Below are 23,473 nucleotides of genomic sequence, written 5' to 3'. Positions count from 1 at the left end.
CGTCCGTTTTGACCCTTCTTCTCCCGGCAGTTGTCCCCATGTCGGCCCGCCGGTCGATCGCATCCATCGATGCCGCACCTCTGAGCGCTTGCAGCCGGGTGGTGCACCGGCTCGGGCGAGCCCCGCCTTCGGCTTCTGCCTCGCAATAACGGACATATCGTGACTGGTGTCAGAACCTAGGGTGGAGTATCACATGCTTCTGCATGTATCTTCAAGATCGATCGGAGGTGGGAGCGCCTGATGGACGGCAACATCCCTGGCGCGTTCCCGTCGGGTGTCGCGGTGGTGACCCGCTGTCGTCGGCTGCTCGAACCCGCTCTGCGTGACGCGATCTCGACGCTCCATCCCTGGGCGGCCAGAATGGCCGCGTTCTCCATGGGATGGTCCGACGTCGACGGTCGGCCACGGGAAGGCGGAGTCGGCAAGTCCCTGCGGCCCGCGATCGTCATGCTGAGCGCGGAGGCCGTCGGCGCCACCGCCGACTCGGCTCTGCCGGGGGCCGTGGCGGTGGAGCTCGTGCACGCCTTCTCGCTGGCGCACGACGACATCATCGACCGCGACGAGTTGCGCCGCCACCGCGCTGCCCTGTGGAAGGCGTACGGCGTCGGGCCCGCGCTACTGGCCGGCGACGCGCTGCTCGCCCTGGCCGTCGGGCAGCTCGCCGGGCGGCCCGCTGCCATGCCGTACCTGTCGGCCGCCCTGCTGGAGCTCGTCCAGGGGCAGACCGCCGACATGGCCTTCGAGCAGCGTCCCTGGCGCGGCCCCGACGAGGTCACGATCGACGAGTACGCCGAGATGGCAGCCGGCAAGACCGGAAGCCTGATCGGCGCCGCCGCGGCGATAGGCGTGGCGCTCGGCGGCGCCCCCGAGATCGCCGACCGCATGTGGCAGATGGGCCGCGACCTGGGCGTGGCCTTCCAGATCGTGGACGACGTGCTCGGCATCTGGGGCGACCCGCAGATCACCGGTAAGCCGGTCTACAGCGATCTGTGGCGCGAGAAGAAGACGCTTCCCGTGCTCGCCGCCCTCGCCTCGGACGGAACCGCCGCGCGCGAGCTGTCCGCCCTCCTCGCGGCAGGAGACATGGACGAGGACTCTGTACGGCACGCCGCCCGGCTGGTGGAGGAGGCCGGCGGGCGCGCTGGGGCCGAAGCGCTGGCCGCTCGCTACATGTCATCGGCGCTCGGCGTCATTGACGAGTGCCTGCCGGACGGGGGGCAGCTGCGCGAGCTGTGCACCTGGTTGGTGAACCGGGTCAGCTGACCTCCACGCCGGGTGGCGTCGAACCGTCCATGGGGGTGTGCCGATAATGACGACATGAGATCACTAGGCACCACGGACCTCACGGTCTTCCCGCTGGTGCTCGGTACGAACGTCTTCGGCTGGACGGCCGACGAGGAGACCTCCTTCGCCGTCCTGGACGCGTACGTCGAGGCCGGCGGCAACCTCATCGACACGGCGGACGTGTACCCGTCCTGGGCGACCGGCGAGTCCACCTCCGAGATCATCATCGGCGAGTGGCTGGCCTCCCGCGGCAACCGCGACTCCGTCATGATCGCCACCAAGGTCGGCATGCTCCAGGGCCTGGAGGGGCTGGCCCCGGCGACCATCCGCACGGCGGTGGAGAACTCACTACGGCGGCTGCGTACCGACTACATCGATCTCTACTGGGCGCATGTGGACGACCGGGACACGCCGCTGACGGAGTCGCTGGCCACGTTCGATGCGTTGGTCCGCGAAGGCAAGGTTCGTTACGTCGGGGCGTCCAACTACGCCGCCGGGCGGCTGACCGAGGCGCTCAAGGTCTCCGACGAGGAGGGGCTGGTTCGTTACGTCGCACTGCAGCAGCCGTACAACCTGATGGAGCGCCGCTACGAGGGCGAACTGCGCGACGTGGTGGCCCGGGAGGGGCTGGGCAGCACGCCGTACTTCGGGCTGGCCCGCGGCTTCCTGACCGGGAAGTACCGGCCAGGCGTGACCGTGGACAGCCCGCGGGCGAGCCTTGCCGGCGAATACCTGGACACCGAGCGTGGTCCGCGGACGTTGGAGGCCCTGGACCGGATCGCCAAGGAACGGCAGGTCGCACCGGCCGCGGTGGCGCTGGCCTGGCTCGCCGCCCAGCCGACGATCACGGCGCCACTCGCCGGCGCCCGCAACGTGGAGCAGTTGCGGCCACTCCTGACCGCCGCCACCCTGACCCTGACGGCCGAGGAACTCACCCTCCTCGACGAGGCTTCCCGCCCTTGACCCGGACGGCCCGTTTCGCTATGGCGGTTGTGGCCGCTCTTGACCGCTGCCGTTCTGGCCTTGGTGGCGGAGGAACTCGCCTTTCTCGATGAGGCTTCCCGCCCTTGACCCGGCGCCCTTTCGCTACGGCGGTTGTGGCCGGGGAGGACCTTCACCGAGCCTGGCCGTGACCGGCGACGAGATCGTCCTCCGAGACGAGGACACGCGGCTGCTCGTGAGCGGCGAGGAATCCGTTCCCAGGCGAGGCGTCTCGCGCCTCATCCTGACCGGCCGGCGAGGGGTCCGCTCTCCTTGACAAGGTCTCTCGGCGCCGGTTGGTCTCGCAGGTCACGGTGTGGCCTGCGAGACCAACCGGCACCACGTAGTGGCGTGGCTCAGGCCAGGGTGTGGCGGCGGCACCACTCCTCGACGCCGCCCGCATCACGCTCGACCGCCCGCGCCCAGTGCGGGTCGGTGGCGATCGCCTCGGCGACCGACGTGTGGGTCGGGAACACGGCCGTCAGGCCGGTGATCTTGAAGATGCGCATGACCCGGTCGGTGGTCAGGACGAGCTGCAGCGACCCCTCGACCGCACGCAACCGCTTGAGCCCGCCGACGAGCACCCCGAGCCCGGTCGAGTCGAGGAACTCGACCTCACCAAGGTCGGCGACGAGGTGCACGACGCCTTTGCCGGCGAGGTCGACGATCTGCTCGCGCAGCTTGGGAGCGGTGTAGACGTCCACCTCGCCGCCCACCTTGAGCACAGCACAGTTGCCGACGGGTCCGATCACTTCCAGGACGATCCCTTGCATCGCATGCCTCACCATGTCATCGGCTACGTTGACGGGGAATTCTGGAGCATTACAGTAGGGCCGAACACGGCGATCTGTCAATAGTATGCTTTCGGCGTCATCGTGGAGAATGACAGGAGTGGTCGGATGCGAGTGGAAGAAGCCATCGGTCGGCAGATCGCGCGCCTGCGCGCGGAGCGCCGGATGTCGCTGACCGAGCTGGGCGAGGCCCTCGGCCGCCATCTCGACAAGCCGTGGAGCCGCCAGGCCGTCCACCAGGCCGAACGCGGCCAGCGCTCGTTCACCGCCGCGGAGCTGACCGCCCTCGCCCTGGCCCTCGACACCTCGATCCCGGTGCTGTTCCGCGCCGAGGACGCCCGTATCGAGCTGCCCGCCGGCGCCGTCTCACCAGAGGACTACCGCGGCATCCTGCTGAACCGCGAGCCCGACATGCCACTGGACGGCGTAGAAGAATTGATCATCGCCCTGCACGACATCGGCGAAGTCCTCTCCCGCCCCACCCTGGCCCGCCTGGCCCGCATCGGCCGCGTAGCCGACCAGGTGGCCGGCCCCGAATCCTGACCCACCCCCGACCCGACCGGCACCTGAGCCTCAGGCCCCAGCCCACACGGGAACCGGCACCCGTGGTCCGGAGTCGTGCGGAGCCGGTGGCCGGAGCCGCCGGGCCAACCGGCAGGAGGTCTAGACGAATAATTCCTAAATCGGGTCAGTGGTCGTAGGCGATCACTGATCGGGTGATGGGCTGGCCGGTGTTGCGGTTGTGCCAGATGGCGGCGGTCAGCGCCAGGATGCGCTGGGCGATGCGGGCCCCGACCCCTGTCACGATGCGTGCGCCATGGAGTTCGAGGTCGAGCTGGCCTTTGAGGGTGTCGTTGATCGATGAGATGAGCTGGCGGATCGGTTTGAGCAGGTGCTCGCCGGGGTGGAATGTGCGGTTGCGGTAGGACGGGCGCAGCAGCCGCACGCCGCGTTCGGCCAGGAAGGCGTCCAGCTCGGCGGAGACGTATCCCTTGTCGGCGATGATGAGCAGGCCGGGCGTTCGGCGAGTAGGTGCGGGTCGTGTTCGCAGATGGCCATGAGCACCTGGCGTTCGTCGATGTTCGGGTGGTCAGGGCCCAGGTGATCGGTAAGCCTGCGGGGGGTGCAGATGAGGTGCAGGCGCAGGCCCCAGAAGTAGCGGGAGTGGGAACGGCAGTAGCCGTAGCCGGTCCAGCCGGCCAGCTCTGAACGCTGGACCGTGGGACGGGAGCGGCCTCGACCGGCGTGGAGTCCACCGCCCACAGCGGGTCATTCCGCAGGTCGGTGTCGCGCCAGGGTCCGGATGGCGTCCTTGAGCAGGGGCAGGGCCTGCGTAGGCGTTTGTTGTAGCCGGACTGTCCGGGCAGGTGAGGGAACGCGCCGGGCAGGTGCGTGGGTACGAAGCGGAGCCAGCGCGCCTCGGAACGTACGCCGAGCAGGACGTGGGCCACTGCCAGGGTCAGTGATTCGGCATCGCTGAGCTTGGGCGGGCGTCGAGGGCGAGGTGAGTCACCTAGCCAGTCGTCGATCGTCACGTACAGTGGTGAGAAGGGTGTTGAGGTCTTTCGTCACACATTGATCCTCGACACCCTTCGTGGTTTCCGCACTCCGTACCGCAGGGATTTAGGGCTTACTCGTCTAGGCCGCGTAGGAAGTGGGGATCGCGCTGCGCGAGGCCGAAGCCGCGCGGCAGTCATGATGGAGGCCTGAAGATTGACTTCGCCCGACACGGAAGTCGCTCACCACCGCACGCGCCCGCATGATCGCCGCTCTGGCCCTTCTGTTCAGCCCTGCCGAGGTCCCGCACCCCGAGTCACCTACCTGCATGATCGCCGCCTGACCCCTGGCCGAGATGGCCCTGGCGGCGAATTACTTCCCTCGCTCCGCGCCGGGAACGGTCCCGGCCGCCCCGACGCTGCCTCCGAGGCATACCGAGGACCTCCAGCCCTTCTTGCAGCCGCTTTTGATCGCGGGGATGCCTGACCTCGCGGGCGGAAGAGCGACGCGGCGGAGGGCTGTCGCGTCGTGGTCTGGCGATGAAGTCGCAGGTGGCGCTATGGTTCGAGCCGTGGTGATCGCTGACGCGCGCACGCGCATCCTGGACGCGGCGGAGGAGCTTTTCGCCGGCCGCGGCTTCGAGGCCACCCCGACCGCGGTCATCGCCAAGCTGGCGAAGGTCCGTAATGACCTGATCTCCGACTATTTCCCGCGCAAGACCGACCTCCTGGTGGCCCTGGTCAACGAACGCACGCATGTCGAGGAGGACCGCGAGGTCGATGCGGTGCCCGGTGACCCGCGCGGCACGCTGCGCCGGCTGGCGCACGGGCTGCCGCTGCGGGCCTCACCGGCGATGCGGCGCATCCTGTTCCGTGAGGCGGACACGCACGGCTCCGTGAAGGAACGACTCACGCGGCTCAACAGCGAGCTGGTCAGGAGGGCCCGTCTCGCGCTCGGTCTGGCCCTGCCCGGTGCGCGCGGCGACGCGGCCAGGCTGGAGGTGGCGGCGGCCACGTTCGCGGCCATCCTGCTCTACCAGGAGAACCTCTGCCAGCTAACCGGCCACCAGATCGATCCCGAGGCCGTCGCGGAACTCGTCGCCCACTCGCTCGTCTAGCAGTTCGTCGAGCGCCGTACGCAGGTGGTCGACCAGGCTCCACACGTCGTCCACCCGCTCGGGGCAGGCGACGAGCCCGAAGTCGATCATGCCGTCGTACGAGAAGCAGGTGATGCTCAGGCCGCCGCTCAGGTCGGTCAGCACCGACAGCGGGTAGTACGACAGCAGCCTGCCCCCGCACAGGTACAGCGGGAACTGCGGCCCGGGCACGTTGCTGATGATCAGGTTGATGGGCGGGAACGCCACTCCCGCCAGCCGGAAGATCGCCGGGGTCGCCAGGCTCGTGACGAGGGCGGGCAGCATGGAGCACAGCTCGCTCGGCCACGTCGCCGGAGAGAGGGCGAAGCGCCGTTTCGCCCTGGCCATGGCGTCACCGACCGCCTGCAGGCGCTCACCGGGATCGTCGACGTTGGTAGGCAGCGGGGCCACCATGGCCGAGATCTGGTTGCCGACCACGTCCTTGGCCGCGCCCGTACGCACCGCGACCGGGACCGCCACGACCAGCGGCGCCTCGGGCAGAGCGTCGCGCTCACGCAGCCACGAGCGCAGCGCCGAGGTGCACAGCGTCATGACGACGTCGTTCACGCTGATGCCGTTGGCCTTGGCGATCTTCTTGACGTCCTTCAGCGACAGGGACCCGAACGACAGGTGCCGCCGGCCGCTGATCGGCCCGTTGAACGGGGTGCGAGGCGCGGTGAGACGGGGCATCTCCGGACGGTCGAGGCGCTCGCCGGACACCATCCGGACCGCCTTGGCGATCAGCTTCGCGCCCGGCACGCCGCCGAACAGCGGGATGGCATCCAGGTCACCGGCCGCCCTGACGACAGACCGTACCGCCGTGACGGGGTGCGTCACCGTCCGCGCTGCCGCCCCGGCCAGCATTCCCAGCCATCCAGGCCCGCCATCACCGCCGCCGTCCCCACGCCTCTCCCGCCGCCGGTCCACGGGAACGACCTCCCCCTCGCCGCCCCGCCCCTCGCCGCCCAGCCCACCGTCCGCGCCCGACTCGACGGCGGCCACGCGACCCTCGGCAACACCACCAACGTCAGCACCACCATCGTCAGCACAGCACGTCCCCGCCCCCTCCGTCAGGGGAGGAGCGCCAACGTCGGCCATCCCGCCGCCCGCCGGAACGGGCACGGCGGTGTCACCAGCCGTGCGGGCGTCGGCCAGGACAGGCGCGGCGGTGTCATCGGCCGTGCGGGCGTCGGCCGGGACGGGCGCGGCGGTGTCATCGGCCGTGCGGGCGTCGGCCAGGACGGAACCGGTGGTGGCGTCGTTCAATGGGGCGTCGGTGGAGGTGTGGGTGGCGGCGGCGCCGCTCCTCCGAAAGGCGGTCGACACGGTCGCGCTGTCGATCGTCCGGGGATCGGCTGACCTGGCAGCGGCGGCGGTGCCGTTCGGTGGGACGTCGGTGCGGACCGGAAGGACAGAGATGTCGGCCGTGTGTGCGCCGGCTGGTAGGGACGCGGTGGTGGTGTGCGACGCCTCGGCGTCAACCGGGACAAATGAGGTTGTGTCCGTCCTGCTGGCGTCGGCCGGAACGGGTGCGGCGAAGCGAGTCGATGGAGCAGAGGCGGAAGCCCGCGGGCTTCGGGCGACGGACATGGTGGCCGTCGCCCGGGAGCCGGGAGAAGCGGCATCTGCTGGGGAGTCGTAGGAACTGACATCGGCCCCTGCAACGGTGGAAGAAACCCCCGCCTCCGAAACAAGGGACGGCGTGCTTGCCTGCGAAGCGGCGACAGAGACATCCGTCTGCGAAGCAGCGGGAGAGACGCCCGCCTGGGAAACGGGGGTGGCGGCGTCCGGTCGCCGGACCGGGGGAGGTGCCGGCGTTCGGGCGGAGGTGGAGACGGGCGTGGTGAGCGAGGTCGCGGAGGTGGTCGGCTGGGAGGCCGGGGGAGGGGTGGTGTCGCGGAGGGCGGTGGTGGTGCGGGACGAGGGACGCGTACGCGAGGTCGAGACGGCGCGGTCGCGAGAGCGGAGATGGCCGTCCGGCGTGAGGTCGAGCAGCGCGGCGAGGGTCTCCGCGCCCGAGACGCCGTCGATCGCGGCGTGATGCACCTTGGTGTAGACGGCGACCCGCCCGTTCTCCAGGCCGTTGATCAGGTGCATCTCCCACAGGGGATGCGCCCGGTCGAGCCGGCGGGCGTGGATCTCCGCCACGGCCTCGGCCAGCTGCCAGTCATCGCCGGGCAGCGGCAAGGTCGTCTCGAACAGGTGGTGGTCGATGTCGAAGTCGAGGTCGGACACCCAGTACGGGTGGTCCAGCCCGAGCGGCACCTCGGCCACCCGCAGGCTGAGTGCGGGAGACAGGTGCAGCCGGGCCAGCAGGAGGTCTGCGAGCGCGTCTCTGGTGACCGAGCCGTCCGCCGAGTCGAGGATCGCCAAACCGGCCACGTGGGCGGCGGTCGTCGCCGTCTCCACATGGAGGAACTGCGCGTCGAGTGCGGTCAGCTGGCGCATCGGCTCTCCTTTTCCCTGGGTATGAGAAGCATCACATCGAGGGATTTCGAGAAGGTTTCTGCGCGAGTCTTCCAGATGAATTCAGATGCATCGGACCTCCATTTAGAGAATCTCCAGTTCAGCCGGTGTCGGTGACATTTATCTATCCACTCACGACATCAACGGGATGCCGTACGACCGCGTCGAAGTGATAACCGAGCGGGTGGCGGGGGGTGACCAGCGGTTGTGTGGCGCCGGTCTCGTCGGTCGCCCTGGCCATCAGCACGTGAGGCCCGGTGTGGCGGGGTGACCAGGTGATGTGCCACGGCAACCAGGCCCTGACCAGGTGCGGCCCGTGGTGGTCGGCCTCGTGCCAGCTGGTCCCGCCGTCGAAGCTGACCTCGACCCGGACGATCCTGCCGCGCCCCGACCAGGAGCGCCCGCGCAGCACGTACGGGCCGGGGAGAGGCAGGCGCGCATTCCAGGGGAGTTCGAAAGCGCTCTTCACCGGCAGCGTGGTGACGTCCGGGTAGAAAACCGTGTTCCACGGGGTGAACAGCTTGGTCGTTGAAACTTCTATGTCGCCGAGCCATTTGATGGACGCTATTCCCACCCATCCCGGCACCACCAGGCGCACCGGAAAACCATGGTCGGGAGGAAGCGGGGCGTCGTTCATTTCATAGGCGACGAGCACATCCTCCATGGCCTTCTCGACGGGCAGTGGCCTGCGTACGTGGCCGTAGCCCTCGAACGGCGCGTCGAGCCCGGTGGGCAGGACGTCCACGGCCTCCGGAAGCACGCCGGCCTCCGCGAGGACGTCTCTCAGCGGCACGCCGCGCCACCGCGCCACCCCGATCGCGCCGAGACCCCATTGGGTACCGGGCGTGCCGTCGTGCTGTTGCGTCCGGTAGAACCGGCGGCCGTTGCCGGCACACTCGATCGCCGCGTCGTAGGTGCGTGAAGGCATGGCCCGCAGTTCGTCGTAACCGAACTCGCGTGGACTCCGAACGCCGTCACCATGGACCCGCAGTCGCCAGGTGGTGACGTCGATGACCGGGGTGGAGGTGTGGTTGCGCACGAAGAAGCGGTCGTTGGGGGTGTGGTAACCCATCCCCGACATGGCCTCCCACCGCATCTCGGTGCTGTTGCCGTGGATCTTGAACAGGTGGTCGGGAAGCGGCTTCACCATCGCCGCTCTGGCCTTCTGTTTCATGGGCGTCACCTCTCTGCCGATGCCTACTACACATTTCCTACCTGCAAACCATCCAATCTCGCCACATCGCCACGCCCCCCTTCCTTCACGACCCCGACATGGGCGCGGATCGGTACGGGTTGGGGAACGTTCCATTGAGCCACCCGAGGGCATACCCGACAGCGCACAGGAAACAACCGCCCCAGAAACCACCACTCAACCGGCCTTCCACCCGTTTTGCCCAAAGTTCAGTCCACCGGCCGGACCTCAGCCCCGCCCTCAGCTCGCCCGATCACTCGCCAACAGCTCTTGGCCACCCCCGCAACGGCCTGAGCAAGCCGCTTCTCTGGGCACTGCGGGCGAATCGCGGATCCGTGGACCAGGACGGCGTCGTTGACGCTGTGACGGAGCCGCCGGCACGCGGGTTCGGCGTCAACCCGCCGCCCTGTAGGACGGGCCTTCGGCGAAGGGAACGCCGAGAGGGCCGGCCGCCGGTGGTGACGCTGGTGGCGAGAAGGCGTGGCAGGCGGCGAACAGCATCCCCGGCAGCAGCGCCCCTGTACAGGCACGACGAGCGGGCCGAGCTCGACGGCCGAGCCTTGGTGAGCGTCTCCAGCGCGGCCTTAGACGTGCAGATGAATCCTCAGCCGTCCGACCGCCGGCCCCGCGTACTCGATGAGGGGTCTGAGCTGGGCACCTCACCGGCACTCTCGCGGTTGCCACCACAAGCGCAGCGATCAGGGCGGCGGTACGAGGGAGGGGAACGGCTCGCCGGCGTTGAGGCGGGAGATCAGGGATGCGAGGGCCGTACGGCCGCCGCTCGCGTGGAGCCAGCGGCTCACGGCGCAGGCGGACTTCGCGTAGGTGCCGGCGTCTTTGCTTGCCGCGGTGAGCCACTGATCGAGCGTGACGGGGAGTGAGCCGGTAGGGGCCGTGAGGCAGCGGTCTGCCGGATTCCCGGTGAGACGCCCGTCCGTTGCCGGCTTCGGGGCCAGGTAGCGGGCATCGTCGGAGACCACCACGGCCAAACCCTCGTCGAACCACTGCGGGATCTCGACCCCGGACTCCAGCCGGGTGTGCAACTCGACGTGGGACATCTCGTGAGAGGCGATCACCGGATCGATGCCCCTGGGTGACAACATCACCGAGCGGTTGAGCACCGCCACGCCGCGCTCCTTGCCGCCGCCGATGCGTTCGTAGCAGGCCTCGGTCACGCAGGCGAGCAGGGTGGGAGAGCTCACCCGGCCGCCGTAGAAGTCGGCGACTCGTTCGCGGGCCCCCTTCACCGCCTGTCTCACCTGCGCCCGCTGCTGGTCGGACATGCCGGCTTCGCCGTACACGCCTTCCTCCAGCTCTGTCAGGCCGTAGCAGCCGGGGCAGGTGGCAGCGGCGACGGAAGGGTAGGCCAAGGAGACTCCGGCGACGGCGGCGACGAGCAGTGCCGTCACAACGGCGAGAACGCGCGCCCATCGTCTGCGCGACTTCTTCCGCACGGGCTGCATCCTCGGACCTCCTCCGGTCGGACGGCGTGGCGGGAACACTCTTTCGTATTCTTCGCCGCTCCACATCCACCCACGGTCTGTCATCCCCAGGGTTGAGGCCGGTCCCGAGACCGCGTGCTCTCAAGGGTCTAGGTCGCGTCGCCTTGAGGGTCGACAAGGTCATCCAAAAGGTGAGCCGCCGTAAGGCCACCCTCGTCCGGCGGACCCCTCGACCGTGGAGGAACGGGGGACCAAAACCGTCAGATTGGCTCTGGTGGATGGGTGGCGCTGCTCGAAGGATGTGTCCCATGACGACGACACATGACATGGAGCCGGTTTCGATCCAGAAGGTCATCGCCTCCTTGCCCGGCCCCTTCCAGCAGCGCGACCTGGCCACGGCCAATGACACCGTGGTGCGGATCGCCATGCTCGACGGCGAATTCCCCTGGCATGAGCATGACGAGGATGAATTGTTCCTGTGCTGGGACGGGAGTTTCCGCATCGAGATGGACGGACGGACGCCGGTCACGCTCAACGCCGGTGAGTTGTTCGTCGTCCCCGCGGGCATCCGGCATCGGCCCGTGGCGGAGCACGCAGCACACGTCTTGATGATCGAACGCCCGGAGACCGAACAGTACGGAAGCCGGCCCATCGATGCACAGCCGAGCTGAAGAAAGGCTTGCCTCGTTGAACGGCCTCGATGCCGCGTCGGCGCAGGCAGGCGCGGTCGTCCCCGAGGCCACCGCCCTGCGCTCCCCGCTGCGGGCGGTGCCGGATTCGCCGCTGCCCACGGGATGATCGAGAGAACGGTCTGTCGATGAATGGGCGGAAGCGGGCGATGATGGTGTCTGTGCTGCCCGGTCTGATCGCCTCCGCTCCGGCCGACACGCCCGGCCGCTGGGTGGACATCGGCATCGACATCGTTCACCGGAACTGCGTCCTGTTCCGGGAGTGCCTCGACGCCGGCGCCGCGGGCGTGGTGGCCTTCCCGCAGGGGGCACCCGTCTCACCTGGACACGCGCAGGGAGCGGCTTCCCCGCGTGTCTGGTCAAGCCCTGTGTGCCCGCTACGTGCCGGCGGGGATGAGGGAACGTGCCCGGGTCGTGGTGGTAGGGGTGGTGAGGGGACGTGACCGGGTCGTGGTGGTGGGATCTGGTGATCGCCATCGTGGTGGCCGTGGTGGTGGCGTGGGCCGGGTTGTTGGGGGCGCTTCTTGTCGTGCGTCCGCGGGGTGGGCTGTTGCAGGAGTCGTTGCGGCTGTTGCCGGACATGCTGCGGCTCGTCCGGAGGCTGGCGGCCGACCGGAGCCTGCACCGTGGCGTACGGATCCGGCTGGTGTTGCTTCTCGCCTACCTCGTGTTCCCGATCGACCTCGTTCCGGACTTCATCCCCGTCCTCGGGTACGCCGACGACGCGATCATCGTCGCGGCCGTGCTCCGATCGGTGGTGCGGCGGGCCGGGCTGCCCGCGGTGGAACGCCACTGGCCGGGGAGCCCGGACGGCTTCGCGGCGCTCACCCGCCTCACCGGCCTCGACAAGCAGAAGAACCAACACAACGGCGAGCAGGACCACCGCCAAGAGGAGCCGGACCGCTGACCGTCACGGACATGCCAACTAACGTCTAATAAAAGCCCAAATATCCCCATTTGCGGCGTTAAGTACCCTTTTGTTGAGCATGGTGCAGCCGGACGCACGCAAAGCCTGAAAGGGAACCCATGGGAGGCGTAACCCGCATCCTCGCCGGCGTCGGCCTGGGAACGGCCGCCGCACTCGCCGTCACCACCTTCACCCCGGAAAGCACCCCCACCTCCATCTTCGCCCCCGCCAACGCACTCCTCACCCCAGCCTCGACCGCGCACGCCGACCGCGCCGACCTGCTGGGCGCCGCCGACGTCGCCCTCTGGACGCCCACCCCGACGCACGACCCGACCTGCCAGTACGTCGTCAACACCGACCACCCGGTGCCCCTGAGGTCGGGCCCGGGCGAGAGCTACCCGGCACGCGCCCGACTGGCCCCGTCGGACGAGCCGCTGACGGCCACCTGCGCCGCCCCCGGCCAAGGCGCCGAACACTGGGTACGCCTCAAGAGCGGCGACCACAAGGGCCTGTGGCTCTGGCGCGACCGGGTGCGGCCCTGGACCGGATGATCAGACGCGGCCCGCCTCACGCCCGAAGAAGGCCAGGAGCCGCTCCAGGGGCCAGGTGTTGATCACATCGTCGGTCGTCAGCCAGGCCCGCTGCGCGATCCCCACCCCGAACCGTTGGTGCGCCAGGTGGGGGATCGCGTGGGAGTCGCTGTCGATGGAGAACTTCACCCCGTGGTGCTTGGCCAGCCGTACGAGATCGGCGGGCAGGTCGGAGCGGTCCGGGAAGGAGTCGATCTCCATGGCGGTGCCGGTGCGGGCCGCCGCCCGGAAGACGGCGTCCCAGTCGGCGTCGACACCGTCCCGCTTGCCGATCTTGCGGGTCGTGGGGTGGCCGATGATGTCGACGTACGGGTTTTCGCAGGCGGCGATGAAGCGGCGGGTCATCTCGTCGCGTGACATGCCGAAGTGGGAGTGGACTGAGGCCACGCACACGTCGAACTCCCGCAGGATCTCGCCCGGCCAGTCGACCGACCCGTCGGGTGCGATGTTGAGCTCGGTGCCGTGCAGCAGCCGCATGTCAGGATATTTCTCCTGCAACCGAGCGACCAGGCCGCGCTGCTCCAGTGCCTTGTCCAGGGTCATGCGCTGCATCGCCAGGTCGGGCGCGTGGTCGGTGACCGCGTAGTAGGCGTAGCCGCGGGCGTGGGCGGCGGCCACCATGTCGTCGAGCGAGGCGATGCCGTCGGTCAGGTCGGTGTGGGTGTGCAGGTCGCCCTTGAGATCGGCCGGCTCCACCAGGACGGGCAGCTCGCCCTGCAGCGCCGCCTTGACCTCACCGCCGTCCTCGCGCAGCGGCGGTGGGACGTACTGCATGCCCAGGGCCGCGTAGATGTCCTCCTCGGACTCGGCGGCGATCACCCGGTCGCCCTCGAACAGCCCGTATTCGGACAACTTCCAGCCGCGCTTGACGGCCATCTCCCTGATGGCGACGTTGTGCTCCTTGGAGCCCGTGAAGTACTGCATCGCCGCGCCCCACGAACCGGCCGGCACCACTCGCAGGTCGACCTGGACGCCGGACGTGGTGCGGATCGACGTCTTCTTGTCGCCGGCGGCGATGACCTCCGCGACGTACGGCTGGGCGCGGAAGTCGTCCATGATCGACTCGGGCGCCACCGCGAGGATGTCGATGTCGCCGATCGTGTCCTTCATCCGTCGCAGCGAGCCCGCGTAGGCGATGCGCTCGGCCCGCAGCGAGGCCATCACCTGCTCGGCCAGCGCCGTAGCGATGCCGATGTGGACCCGACGCCCCGACTGCTCCAGCTGCTCGACGCCCTTGAGCAGGTTGGCCAGGGTCTTCGGGCCGAGGCCCTTGACGCCGTCGAGGCGGCCGGAGGTGATCGCCTCGGTCAGCGCGGCGGTGGAGTCGATGCCGAACTCCTCGTACAGCATGATCGCCGTCTTGGGCCCCAGCGAGGGCACCCGGGTCAGCCGGCGCACGCCCTCGGGGACGCGCCCCCGCAGGTCGTCGAGCTGCCGGAAGCTCCCGCGCCGCAGGAACTCCTCCATCTTCCTGGCGATCGCCTCGCCCACCCCGGGGACCGAGCGCACGTCGGCCACCGAGATGTCCTCCGGGAACCCGGCTATCGCCTTGGCCGCCTTCTGGTAGCTCCGCACCCGGAACGCGTCGCCGCCGCAGAGCGCGAACAGCTCCGCGTATTCCTGCAGCGCCGCCGCCGCCTCATCGTTCGCCCGCATGCCCCTACCTTAGGAGGCGGCCCCGACAATCCCGGACCGTCAGAAACGCACCTCGCGCGCCCGGTACGGCGCCGCCAGGAACGCCAGCTCCTCCGCCGACAGCGACACCGACACGGCGGCCACCGCGTCGTCCACGTGCCGGTCCTTCGTCGCCCCGACGATCGGCGCGGTGACAGTGGGCTGGTGCAGCAGCCAGGCCAGCGCGATCTGCGCGGCCGGCACGTCACGGTCGCGGGCCACCTGGGCCACCCGGTCGAGCACGGCCTTGTCGTTCTCGGGGTCGTACAGGGCGCCGATCCGCGCGTCGGTGCCCGTCCTGGCCGTCGTGGCGGACGAGCCCGCGCGGGCCAGCACGCCGCGGGCGAGCGGGCTCCACGGGATCACGCCCACGCCCTGGTCCGCGCAGAGCGGGAGCATCTCGCGCTCCTCCTCGCGATAGAGGAGGTTGTAGTGGTTCTGCATGGAGACGAACTTCGTCCACCCGTTGACCTCGGCGAGGTGCTGGGCCTTGGCGAACTGCCAGGCCCACATGCTGGACGCGCCGATGTAGCGGGCCTTGCCGGCCTTGACCACGTCGTGCAGCGCCTCCATCGTCTCCTCGATCGGCGTCTCGTCGTCCCACCGGTGGATCTGGTAGAGGTCGACGTAGTCGGTGCCGAGGCGCTGGAGCGAGGCGTCGATGGCGGCGTGGATGTGCTTGCGCGACAGGCCGCGGTCGTTGAGGCCCTTGCCCATCGGGAAGAAGACCTTCGTGGCCAGCACGTAGTCCTCCCGTCGCGGGAAGACGGCGCGCAGCAGGTTGCCGGTCACGACCTCGCTCTGGCCGTGGCTGTAGACGTCGGCGGTGTCGAAGAAGGTCACGCCCGCGTCGACCGCCCTGCGGACGATCGGCTCGGCCTGGTCCTGCGGCAGCGCCCACTCCTGCCGGGCGGGGTCGCCGTAGCTCATCATGCCGAGACACACCCGCGAGACCTTCAAACCTGTGCGACCAAGGCGCATGTAATCCATACAAGTCACCATATGACTCGAATATCGGGATAAGAGGGGTGGCCCTCAGGACTGCGGGTCGATCATCGTGACGCCCGGCACGGACCCGATCGCCGCCAGCGCCTTGCCGGCCTCGGCCAGCCCGATCGTGCGCGTGACGAGCTGGTCGGGGTGGAGAATCCCACCCCTGATCATCTCCAGCATCGGCGGGTACGCGTGCGCGGCCATGCCGTGACTGCCCAGCAGCCGCAGCTCCTGACCGATCACGCGGTCCATCGGCACCGGCGTCGCGCCCCCCGGCAGCAGCCCCACCTGTACGTGGCGGCCCTTGCGGCGCAGGCTCTCGACGGAGGCGGCGCACGTCTGCGCGCTGCCCAGCGCGTCGATCGACACGTGGGCGCCGCCCCTGGTCAACTCCCTGACCTGGGCGGCGGCGTCGCCGTCGCCGCCGTTGACGAAGTGGGTGGCTCCGGCCAGCTCGGCCAGGTGCAGGGCCTCGCCGCTGACGTCGATCGCCACCACCCGGGCCCCGGCCGCCGTCGCGATCATCACGGCCGACAGGCCGACGCCGCCGCACCCGTGCACGGCCACCCACTCGCCGGGACGCACCTCGCCCACCTGTGCCACGGCGCGGAACGCGGTGGCGAACCGGCAGCCGAGCCCCGCCGCCGTCGAGAACGCCATGTCCTCGGGGACGTCGATGAGGTTGACGTCGGCGTGGTCGATGGCGACGTACTCGGCGAAGGACCCCCAGTGGGTGAAGCCGGGCTGGGTCTGCCGCTCGCAGATCTGGTGGTCGCCGGTGGTGCAGGACGGGCACGTGCCGCACGCGCAGACGAACGGGACGGTCACCCGCGCCCCCGCGCGCCAGCCGCGCACGTCGGAGCCGACCGCCTCCACGACGCCCGCCAGCTCGTGGCCCGGCACGTGGGGCAGGACCGAGATGTCGGGATCGTGCCCCTGCCAGCCGTGCCAGTCGGACCGGCACAGCCCCGTCGCCTCGACTCTGATCACCGCCCCATGGGGCGCGGGGGACGGGTCGGGCAGCTCGCGTACGTCGAGCTCTCCACCGAAGATGTCAAAGGCAACCGCTCGCATCTCACGAGCTTAGAACCAGTCGCCGCAGGTCGCGCAAGGCCTGGGGCCGGCATCTCGGCGGGGCCCCGGTGCGCGGGCTCGGGCGGGTCCGCGAACGGATGAGGGCCACCCCACCGGCGCCTACCTGCGCGATGCCGGAGCACTTCCCTGGTGAGGTGTCAAATCTGGTGACGCGGACAGAGGGGGGTGATGGGACGAGACTTGGACAAGGAGCGCTTTACCGAAGAGGAGTACGTCCGCTTCGGTGAGCGTATGGAGGAGCAGCTCGCCGTGCTGCGCGAGCTGCTCGACACCCCCGGCTTCGGCCAGGGGCCCGCCACGGTCGGGGCGGAGCTGGAGCTGTTCCTGATCGACGGGGACGGCCGCCCCCTGCCGCGCAACAGCCAGGTCCAGGAGTCGCTCGACGACTCCCGCGTGGTGCTGGAGCTCGGCCGCTACAACATCGAGGTGAACCTCACCCCGACGCCGCTGGCCGGCACCCCGTTCGAGGTGCTGGCCGCGGAGGTCCAGGAGACGATGACCAAGGTGGACGAGGCCGTGGAGCACGGGGGAGCGGTGCCCATCGGCATCCTGCCCACCCTCGACACCGAGGACTTCACGCTGGGCGCGATGAGCGACCAGAACCGCTACCGGGCCATGAGCAGGGGCATCAGGCGGCTGCGGCTGGAGCCGTTCCTGGTGAAGATCGACGATCTGGAGCTGTCGGTCGAGGACGTGATCCTGGAGAGCGCCAACACCTCCTGGCAGGTGCACATCCGCACGCCGCCGGAGCGTTTCGCGCGGTTGTTCAACGCCGCCCAGCTGGCCATCGGGCCGGTGCTGGCGGTGTGCGGCAACTCGCCGTTCTTCGTGGGCAGGCAGTTGTGGGAGGAGACGCGGATCGCGCTGATGGAGGAGGCCGCCGACGACCGGGACGTGCAGCGGGGCGAGCGCAGGGACGGGCGTGTCACGTTCGGCTCCGACTGGGTGCGGGAGGGCGCGTACGAGTTGTTCGAGCGGTATGTGCGCGACTACGACCCGATCCTCCCGGACCTGACGGACGACGCCGGCCGCTACGACGTGCCCGAGCTGCGGCTGCACCAGGGCACGGTCTGGCAGTGGAACCGCCCCGTCTACGACCCCGCCGACGGCGGCCATCTGCGCATCGAGATGCGGGCGCTGCCCGCCGGGCCGTCGTGCGCGGACATGGCCGCGAACACCGCCTTCCTGCTGGGGCTGACGTTGTCGCAGGCGGAGCGCGACCTGACGGGCTACCGGTTCGCGCAGGCGTACCAGAACTTCTACCGCGCGGCCATGAGCGGGCTGGACGCCAAGTTGTCCTGGCCGGGCGACGAGGGCGAGTTCGAGGCCGCCGACCTGGTGCTGCGGCTGCTGCCCGAAGCGCGGCAGGGCCTGCTGGCCGCCGGGGTGAAGCCGCACGACGCCGACCGGGCACTCGGGGTGATCGAGCAGCGGACCCGGCTGCGGCGCACCGGATCGGTGTGGCAGCGGGAGGCGCTGGAGCGGTTCGGCGGCGACCGGCGGCGGATGGTCCGGCGCTACCGTGAGCTGGCGCTTTCCGGGCTGCCCGTGCATTTGTGGCCCTGAGTCGCCCCGGTCGCCGCCTTTCCGCCAGACTGGTGAAGAGACGGGAAAGGTGAGGAGATTATGGCGGCATCGGGGATGGTTTCCACGGAAACAGCGCCATTTGCCCTGGAACGTGCGACAGACGACCTGGCGGAAGGGGCGGCCAAACTGGCCGGCGAGCTCGGCAGCGTGCCGGTCGCGACGGTGCTGGAGGATGCCAACAGGACCGCGGGGACGAAGGCCGGCACCGCGGCGATCGGATCCATGAAACCCAAGCCCACCCATTGGTACGCCTTCGACGAGGGCGACCAGGACACCGCCGACTGGTACCCGCAGGGCCTGACCGGCAGCGACGACTCGGGGACGCTCGGCGTGCCGGTGTTCCTGGCGAGCTGGTACTACAAACCCGAGGCCGGCGAGCGGGGCATCAGGGTCACGTTCCTCAGCCCCGAGACGCTGAAGTACCGGCACGCCCTGCTGGTCCTGGCCCGGCCCGACGGCTCGTACGGGCCGATCGACATCCACGCCGGCGGCATCGCCTGCCACGGCGGCCTGCTCTACGTCGCCGACACCGTCAGGGGCCTGCGGGTCTTCGACCTGGCCAACGTGCTCGACCTGCGCACCGCCCAGGACGACCTCGGCGACGGCAAGCGGGCCGGCCGCCACGGCCGCAAGTTCCACGCCTTCGGCTACCGCTACGTGATCCCCCAGACGGACTTCTGGCGGGTGGTGAAGCCGGGGCCGCGGTTCTCGTTCGTCTCGATCGACCGCAGCACCACGACGCCGCAGCTCGTCACGGGCGAGTTCCGGGGCGACGACCCGGACGGCTGGGTGGCGCGCTGGGGTCTCGACCTGGCCGGCGGCGAGCCCGACGACGCCTTCGTCATGGGACACCCCAAGATCCAGGGCGCCACGTCGCGCGACGGCCGGTGGTACCTGAGCCAGGGCGGCGAGACCTCCTCCCACAACGGCAAGCTGCTGGTGTACGCGGACGGCGAGCTGGAGACCCGGCCGTTCCCGATCGGCCCGGAGGACCTGACGGTGCAGGACGGCGCGTTGTGGAGCCTCACCGAGTTCCGCAACAAGCGGGGGATCTTCGCCGTCCCGCTCTGAACCGGGCTGTGCCACACTCGCGGATATGGGCCGGTATCTCATCGAACCGTTCGACCGCGGAGACCGCAGCGACCGCTACGCCACCGAGCGTTACCAGGGCGCCGCCGGGCGCAACTGGTGGCGCTGCGACCCGGCACTGCGCCTGCTCATGCGCCGCCACCTCGGCGCCGGATACGCCTGGGCCGAGCCGCGCCTCGACCGGCTGGGCGAGTTGATGGGCGGCCTCGTCGCCGAGTGCGCCGAGGAGACCGACCGCAACCCGCCCCGGCTGGAGAAGTACGACAAGTGGGGCAGGGACCTCAGCCAGGTCGTCATGCCGCCCTCGTTCCACACCGCCCGGCAGGCGCTCATGGAGGACAACTTCACCTCACCGTCGTTCGCCGGCGAGGCGCGGGACCACGGGGCGGATCCTGCCGCGCTCGCCGCCGCGTGGACGTACCTGCTCGACCAGGCCGACATCGGCATGGGCTGCGCGCTCGGCACGGGCGGGGACATGGTGGTCTCCCTGGCCGAGAAGCACGCGCCCGAGGACGTACGCGAACGCGTCCGGGAGATCTTCGCGAACGGCTTCTACTCCGGCGAGGCCGCTCAGATGTTCACCGAACGGACCGGTGGCTCCGACCTGGCCGCGCTCGAGACCGAGGCGGCACCCGACGGCGACGCCTGGCGGGTGACGGGGTTCAAGTGGTTCGCCTCCAACGCGAACGGCTCGGCGTTCGTGGTGCTGGCCCGGCTGCCCGAGGGCGCGGTGGCGCCGTTCCTCGTGCTGTGGGAGCGGCGTGACGGCAGCCGCAACGGCGTGCGCATCCGCCGCCTCAAGGACAAGCTCGGCACCAGGTCCGTCGCCTCCGCCGAGGTCGAGTTCACCGGCGCCGAGGCGTTCCTGCTGGCGGGGGAGGGCTCCGGCTCGGGGCTCGGCACGATGATGAAGCTCACCAACGGCTCCCGGCTGGGCGTGGCCATGATGGGCCTCGGCGTGGCCAGGCGCGCGCTGGTCGAGGCGATCTGCTACGCCCGGGCGCGCGAGGCGTTCGGCCGGCCGCTGATCGAGCAGCCGCTGATGCGCCGCAAGCTGGCCGAGCTGATCGTGGAGGTGGAGGCCGCGCAGGCGATGGTGTTCGACGGGCACGTCGGCCCGCGGCTGCGCCTGGCGCCCGCGCTGATCAAGCTCCGCGCCGCCCGGCTCGGTGTGACCGCGGCCAGCGACGCGATCGAGGTGCACGGCGGCAACGGCTACATCGAGCAGTGGCCGGTGGCCCGGCTGCTGCGCGACGCCCAGGTCAACCCGATCTGGGAGGGCGGCGACCACATCCTCTGCCTCGACGTGCGCCGCGCCATGCTGCGCGAGAACGCCCACGAGCCCTTCCTCGACCGCCTGACGGCCGCCGCCGTCCAGGCGCCGCGGGGGGACGACGCCACCGCCGACCTCGTCCGCGGCCGTATCGACGACCTGCGCAAGGCCGTCACCGCCTGGACGTCGCTCGACCCCGCGGTGGCCGAGGCCCGCTTGTATCCGCTGGCCCAGCTCATGGCCGACGTGTACGCCGCCGCCCTGCTGCTGGAGCAGGCCGGCTGGGAGCAGCGCGAGCTCGGCTCCCGGCGCAAGGCCCTGGTCGCCCGGCTCTACGCCACCGCCCACCTGGCCGACCCCGGCCCGCTGCGCGGCCTCGACCGCCCCGCCGAGGACCTGGAGCGCTTCGACGAGCTGCTCGCCGGAGCGGTCACGCTCGAATCTGCCGGGTGATCGTCGGGTCGTCGATCGCGGTGTCGGCGGCCAGCAGGAACGCCTTGGACAGGATGACCGACAGCAGGCCGCCGTCCTCCTCGAAGGGCAGGAAGACCCGGTCGCGGGAGGGACCGGCGACGATGCAGAGGTAGGCGTCGTTGGGCTCCATGAGGATGTTGCCCGACCCCAGGTGGATCTTGTACGTGCGCAGGTCGCCGCGGACGACGAGGAACCGGTCGGTCAGCGTGCAGCGGCCCGCGACGGTCAGGCGGGGCAGCAGCCGGGCCAGCGCGTCGCGGCGCACCTCGGCCGACGGCGCCAGCGCTCCGAACGACGTCGTGCGCCAGTGGCCGTGCAGTCGGCCGGGGCCCCGGTCGAGCCACGCGGGATCGGTCGCGATCGACGTGACGGCCACGAACAGGTCGACGTCGCGCATCGCCTCGCTGAACACCAGCGGCGGCACCTCCGTCAGCCGCGCCGGCTCCCACCGGTCGCCGGTCAGCCGGTGGAAGCGCACCTCGCCGGTCAACGCGTAACCCTCGTCGGCGTAGCCGTGCGAGAACGACGCCCGCCACCGCCCGCCCGCCACGACGCGCCGCGCCTCCCCGTCGCCGCCGCCGTCCCACGGCCCGACGTACGCGGCCTGCCAGCCGCGCTGCTTGAACAGGGCGTAGAGCTTGTGGTATTCGACCATATGGTCGGCGAACCGGTTGGAGTGGGCCTCCGTCGCCTCCTCGGCCGGCGTCAGCAGGTAGATCTCCCTGAACGCCTGCTTGAACGGCTGGCGTAACTCCTTCTCCTGCACGGCCTCCCGCCAGGACGCGACCTCCTCCAGCGAGGCGCGGGCCGGATGCCACAACCGCACCGGCACGTCGGGCACGCCCAGCCCCAGCCGGCTGTGCCACTGCCCGGGGGAGGCCTCGAACTCCCAGATCAGCCGGTCGGCGATCGGCTGGCCGGCCAACTGGTGGTAGGGCGGCGCGACCTCGCCGGCGTAGCCTGCCTCCAGTGCCCTGGAGAGGGTCGCCTGCTGCTGCTTGACCTGTTTGACCAGCGCGCGCAGCCGCGCGACCTCCTCACCGTGCTCGCGCCTGACCGCCGCCGGGACCGTCTTCAGCTTCCTGTCGCCGTGCCACCACGACAGCTCGACCGCGCCGTCGGTCGAGATCACCGCGGTGTGCTCACCCAGCTGCCGCCGCACCCGCCCGTCGGGCAGCCGGAACGCCACCTCCAGCCGGTTGCCCAAGGCCGCCTCGACTCGCTTGAGCATGCGGTCGAGCTGCTTGGGCACCCCCGCGTGCCGGGTCTCCCGCCGGGCCGCGTGCAACGACGCGACGGCCTCCGGCGTGGGGTATTCCTCCGCCGCGTGGGCGATCGCGAACAGCACGCCCTGCGACGGCAGCGTCTTCGCCTGGGTCGGGGCCACCGCGACCTTGCGCACCAGCGAGTCGAGCAGCTCGGGCAGCCAGGGCTCGTCGTGCCGGAGCGCCACCCTGGCGGCCCGGCCGATGGTCGCCTTCTCGGCGTGGTCGAACGCCTTCTCGGCCCGGTAGGGAACCTCCCCGGCGTGGATCGCGGCCACGCGCGCCTCGGCGGCCTCCATGGTCGCCCGGGCGAACTCCACGTGACCGGGCAGGTGGCAGACCCTTTCCCGGGCGTCGGGCAGTGGCGCGAACCCCCTGGTGAACCGGTAGTCCGCGGGCACGACGGACTCCATGAACAGCGCCCGCTGGGTCGCGTTCCAGCCGAGCAGCAGCTCCACCTCGGCGGCGGCGAGCGGCCCGCCGCCCTCGGCGACCCGCTCGGCCACCTCGGCGTCGGGCCCGGCGGGCCCGACGAGCCCGGCCGCGGCCAACAGCGCGAACGGCTCGCCGATCCGATCCTGGCCCATGATGAACCGCACCAGCGCGCGGGCGGGATCCGCCAACTGATCCAGCGGCGCTCCCTCGGGGCACCGCACCAGCGCGCCGACCCCCAGGGACAGGCGCGGCTCCCGCCGCTTGTCCAGGTCCTCCACCAGCGCGTGGAACAGGTCGGCGCAGGCCGCCGGCGTGAACAGCGGCTGCCGCTCCAGGAGCTGGCTCCTGACCTCCCACCTCGCCAGAACGGCGGCTTCGTGGCCGGAGTCGACGCGGTGGGCGGCCGGCAGCAGCGCACCGAGGTCGTACGCGCTCAGACGGGAGGCGTCGAGCCGCTCAGGGAAACGCTCCACCGCGCCGGTCAACACTTCGAGCAGGCTCCGCGCCTGGGAGGACAGCTGCATGCGCGAGATCATGCCGGACGCCGCCGACAGAACCGCCGCGCCGCCGGCCGCGCCAGGCGGGCGAATGTACGCTCGGCACACTTGCCGAGG

18 protein-coding genes and 1 pseudogene are annotated in these 23,473 nt (G+C 70.4%); 10 read left to right on the top strand and 9 right to left on the bottom strand.

The annotated features are described in order from the left end of the window. The first annotated feature begins 240 nt into the window (after positions 1-240). Together ACIBP6_RS25355 and ACIBP6_RS25350 are read left to right on the top strand one after the other, a co-directional pair. Entirely contained in the window at positions 241-1,263 is a 1,023-nt protein-coding gene (locus ACIBP6_RS25355; protein WP_397055924.1) for a polyprenyl synthetase family protein, read from the top strand. A gap of 54 nt (positions 1,264-1,317) precedes the next feature. Beyond that, positions 1,318-2,247: an aldo/keto reductase gene (locus ACIBP6_RS25350; RefSeq protein WP_397055922.1), complete on the top strand. Its 930-nt coding sequence runs from the start codon at positions 1,318-1,320 to the stop codon at positions 2,245-2,247. A gap of 374 nt (positions 2,248-2,621) precedes the next feature. Here the strand turns inward: ACIBP6_RS25350 and ACIBP6_RS25345 are convergent, their stop codons facing one another. Beyond that, complete coding sequence (locus tag ACIBP6_RS25345; RefSeq protein WP_449595052.1) at positions 2,622-3,038, bottom strand: STAS domain-containing protein; 417 nt, start codon at positions 3,036-3,038, stop codon at positions 2,622-2,624. A 126-nt stretch (positions 3,039-3,164) separates the two neighbouring features. Between ACIBP6_RS25345 and ACIBP6_RS25340 the strand changes: the two genes are divergently transcribed. Then, entirely contained in the window at positions 3,165-3,599 is a 435-nt protein-coding gene (locus ACIBP6_RS25340) for a helix-turn-helix domain-containing protein (RefSeq protein ID WP_397055920.1), read from the top strand. Between the two features lie 145 nt (positions 3,600-3,744). Here the strand turns inward: ACIBP6_RS25340 and ACIBP6_RS25335 are convergent. Beyond that, a pseudogene (locus tag ACIBP6_RS25335) lies at positions 3,745-4,628 on the bottom strand (IS982 family transposase). A 496-nt stretch (positions 4,629-5,124) separates the two neighbouring features. Between ACIBP6_RS25335 and ACIBP6_RS25330 the strand changes: the two are divergent. Beyond that, a complete protein-coding gene (locus ACIBP6_RS25330) occupies positions 5,125-5,670 on the top strand; it encodes a TetR/AcrR family transcriptional regulator (protein WP_397055918.1) in 546 nt (181 codons plus the stop codon). Here the strand turns inward: ACIBP6_RS25330 and ACIBP6_RS25325 are convergent. From ACIBP6_RS25325 to ACIBP6_RS25315, 3 genes are all read right to left on the bottom strand, one after another. Further along, positions 5,608-8,136, bottom strand: a complete 2,529-nt coding sequence (locus ACIBP6_RS25325; protein WP_397055916.1) for a wax ester/triacylglycerol synthase domain-containing protein — start codon at positions 8,134-8,136, stop codon at positions 5,608-5,610. The two genes, ACIBP6_RS25330 and ACIBP6_RS25325, sit on opposite strands and share 63 nt — an antisense overlap. Positions 8,137-8,278: 142 nt before the next feature. Beyond that, positions 8,279-9,328: a sulfite oxidase gene (locus tag ACIBP6_RS25320; protein ID WP_397055914.1), complete on the bottom strand. Its 1,050-nt coding sequence runs from the start codon at positions 9,326-9,328 to the stop codon at positions 8,279-8,281. Positions 9,329-10,044: 716 nt separating this feature from the next. After that, positions 10,045-10,809: a hypothetical protein gene (locus tag ACIBP6_RS25315; protein WP_397055912.1), complete on the bottom strand. Its 765-nt coding sequence runs from the start codon at positions 10,807-10,809 to the stop codon at positions 10,045-10,047. 287 nt (positions 10,810-11,096) lie between these two features. Between ACIBP6_RS25315 and ACIBP6_RS25310 the strand changes: the two genes are divergently transcribed. From ACIBP6_RS25310 to ACIBP6_RS25300, 3 genes are all read left to right on the top strand, one after another. Next, a complete protein-coding gene (locus ACIBP6_RS25310; RefSeq protein WP_397055910.1) occupies positions 11,097-11,459 on the top strand; it encodes a cupin domain-containing protein in 363 nt (120 codons plus the stop codon). Between the two features lie 457 nt (positions 11,460-11,916). Continuing rightward, positions 11,917-12,384 carry a YkvA family protein gene (locus ACIBP6_RS25305; protein WP_397055908.1) on the top strand — a complete coding sequence of 156 codons (468 nt, stop codon included), beginning with the start codon at positions 11,917-11,919 and terminating at the stop codon, positions 12,382-12,384. Between the two features lie 119 nt (positions 12,385-12,503). Further along, entirely contained in the window at positions 12,504-12,935 is a 432-nt protein-coding gene (locus tag ACIBP6_RS25300) for a hypothetical protein (RefSeq protein ID WP_397055906.1), read from the top strand. Here the strand turns inward: ACIBP6_RS25300 and polX are convergent, their stop codons facing one another. Genes polX through ACIBP6_RS25285 form a run of 3 tightly spaced genes read right to left on the bottom strand, consistent with a single transcriptional unit; the run spans position 12,936 to position 16,715 of the window. Beyond that, positions 12,936-14,630, bottom strand: a complete 1,695-nt coding sequence (gene polX, locus ACIBP6_RS25295; RefSeq protein ID WP_397055905.1) for a DNA polymerase/3'-5' exonuclease PolX — start codon at positions 14,628-14,630, stop codon at positions 12,936-12,938. Between the two features lie 39 nt (positions 14,631-14,669). Beyond that, positions 14,670-15,638, bottom strand: coding sequence for an aldo/keto reductase (locus ACIBP6_RS25290; RefSeq protein ID WP_397055904.1), 969 nt, complete (start codon positions 15,636-15,638; stop codon positions 14,670-14,672). Positions 15,639-15,683: 45 nt separating this feature from the next. Beyond that, positions 15,684-16,715: a zinc-dependent alcohol dehydrogenase family protein gene (locus ACIBP6_RS25285; RefSeq protein WP_397055902.1), complete on the bottom strand. Its 1,032-nt coding sequence runs from the start codon at positions 16,713-16,715 to the stop codon at positions 15,684-15,686. Positions 16,716-16,904: 189 nt separating this feature from the next. Between ACIBP6_RS25285 and ACIBP6_RS25280 the strand changes: the two genes are divergently transcribed. The 3 genes from ACIBP6_RS25280 to ACIBP6_RS25270 are packed head-to-tail and all read left to right on the top strand — an operon-like array spanning position 16,905 to position 21,138. Beyond that, positions 16,905-18,302 carry a glutamate--cysteine ligase gene (locus ACIBP6_RS25280; RefSeq protein ID WP_397055900.1) on the top strand — a complete coding sequence of 466 codons (1,398 nt, stop codon included), beginning with the start codon at positions 16,905-16,907 and terminating at the stop codon, positions 18,300-18,302. 60 nt (positions 18,303-18,362) lie between these two features. Further along, entirely contained in the window at positions 18,363-19,394 is a 1,032-nt protein-coding gene (locus ACIBP6_RS25275) for a hypothetical protein (protein ID WP_397055898.1), read from the top strand. A gap of 25 nt (positions 19,395-19,419) precedes the next feature. Further along, complete coding sequence (locus tag ACIBP6_RS25270; RefSeq protein ID WP_397055897.1) at positions 19,420-21,138, top strand: acyl-CoA dehydrogenase family protein; 1,719 nt, start codon at positions 19,420-19,422, stop codon at positions 21,136-21,138. On the opposite strand, the gene ACIBP6_RS25265 is transcribed toward ACIBP6_RS25270, so the two are convergent. Beyond that, positions 21,116-23,383 carry a DUF4132 domain-containing protein gene (locus ACIBP6_RS25265; RefSeq protein WP_397055895.1) on the bottom strand — a complete coding sequence of 756 codons (2,268 nt, stop codon included), beginning with the start codon at positions 23,381-23,383 and terminating at the stop codon, positions 21,116-21,118. The genes ACIBP6_RS25270 and ACIBP6_RS25265 overlap by 23 nt on opposite strands. Positions 23,384-23,473 lie beyond the last annotated feature (90 nt).

This window comes from Nonomuraea terrae (assembly GCF_044465245.1).
GTDB lineage: Bacteria > Actinomycetota > Actinomycetes > Streptosporangiales > Streptosporangiaceae > Nonomuraea > Nonomuraea terrae.
This window is presented reverse-complemented; position numbering and strand designations above follow the sequence as displayed.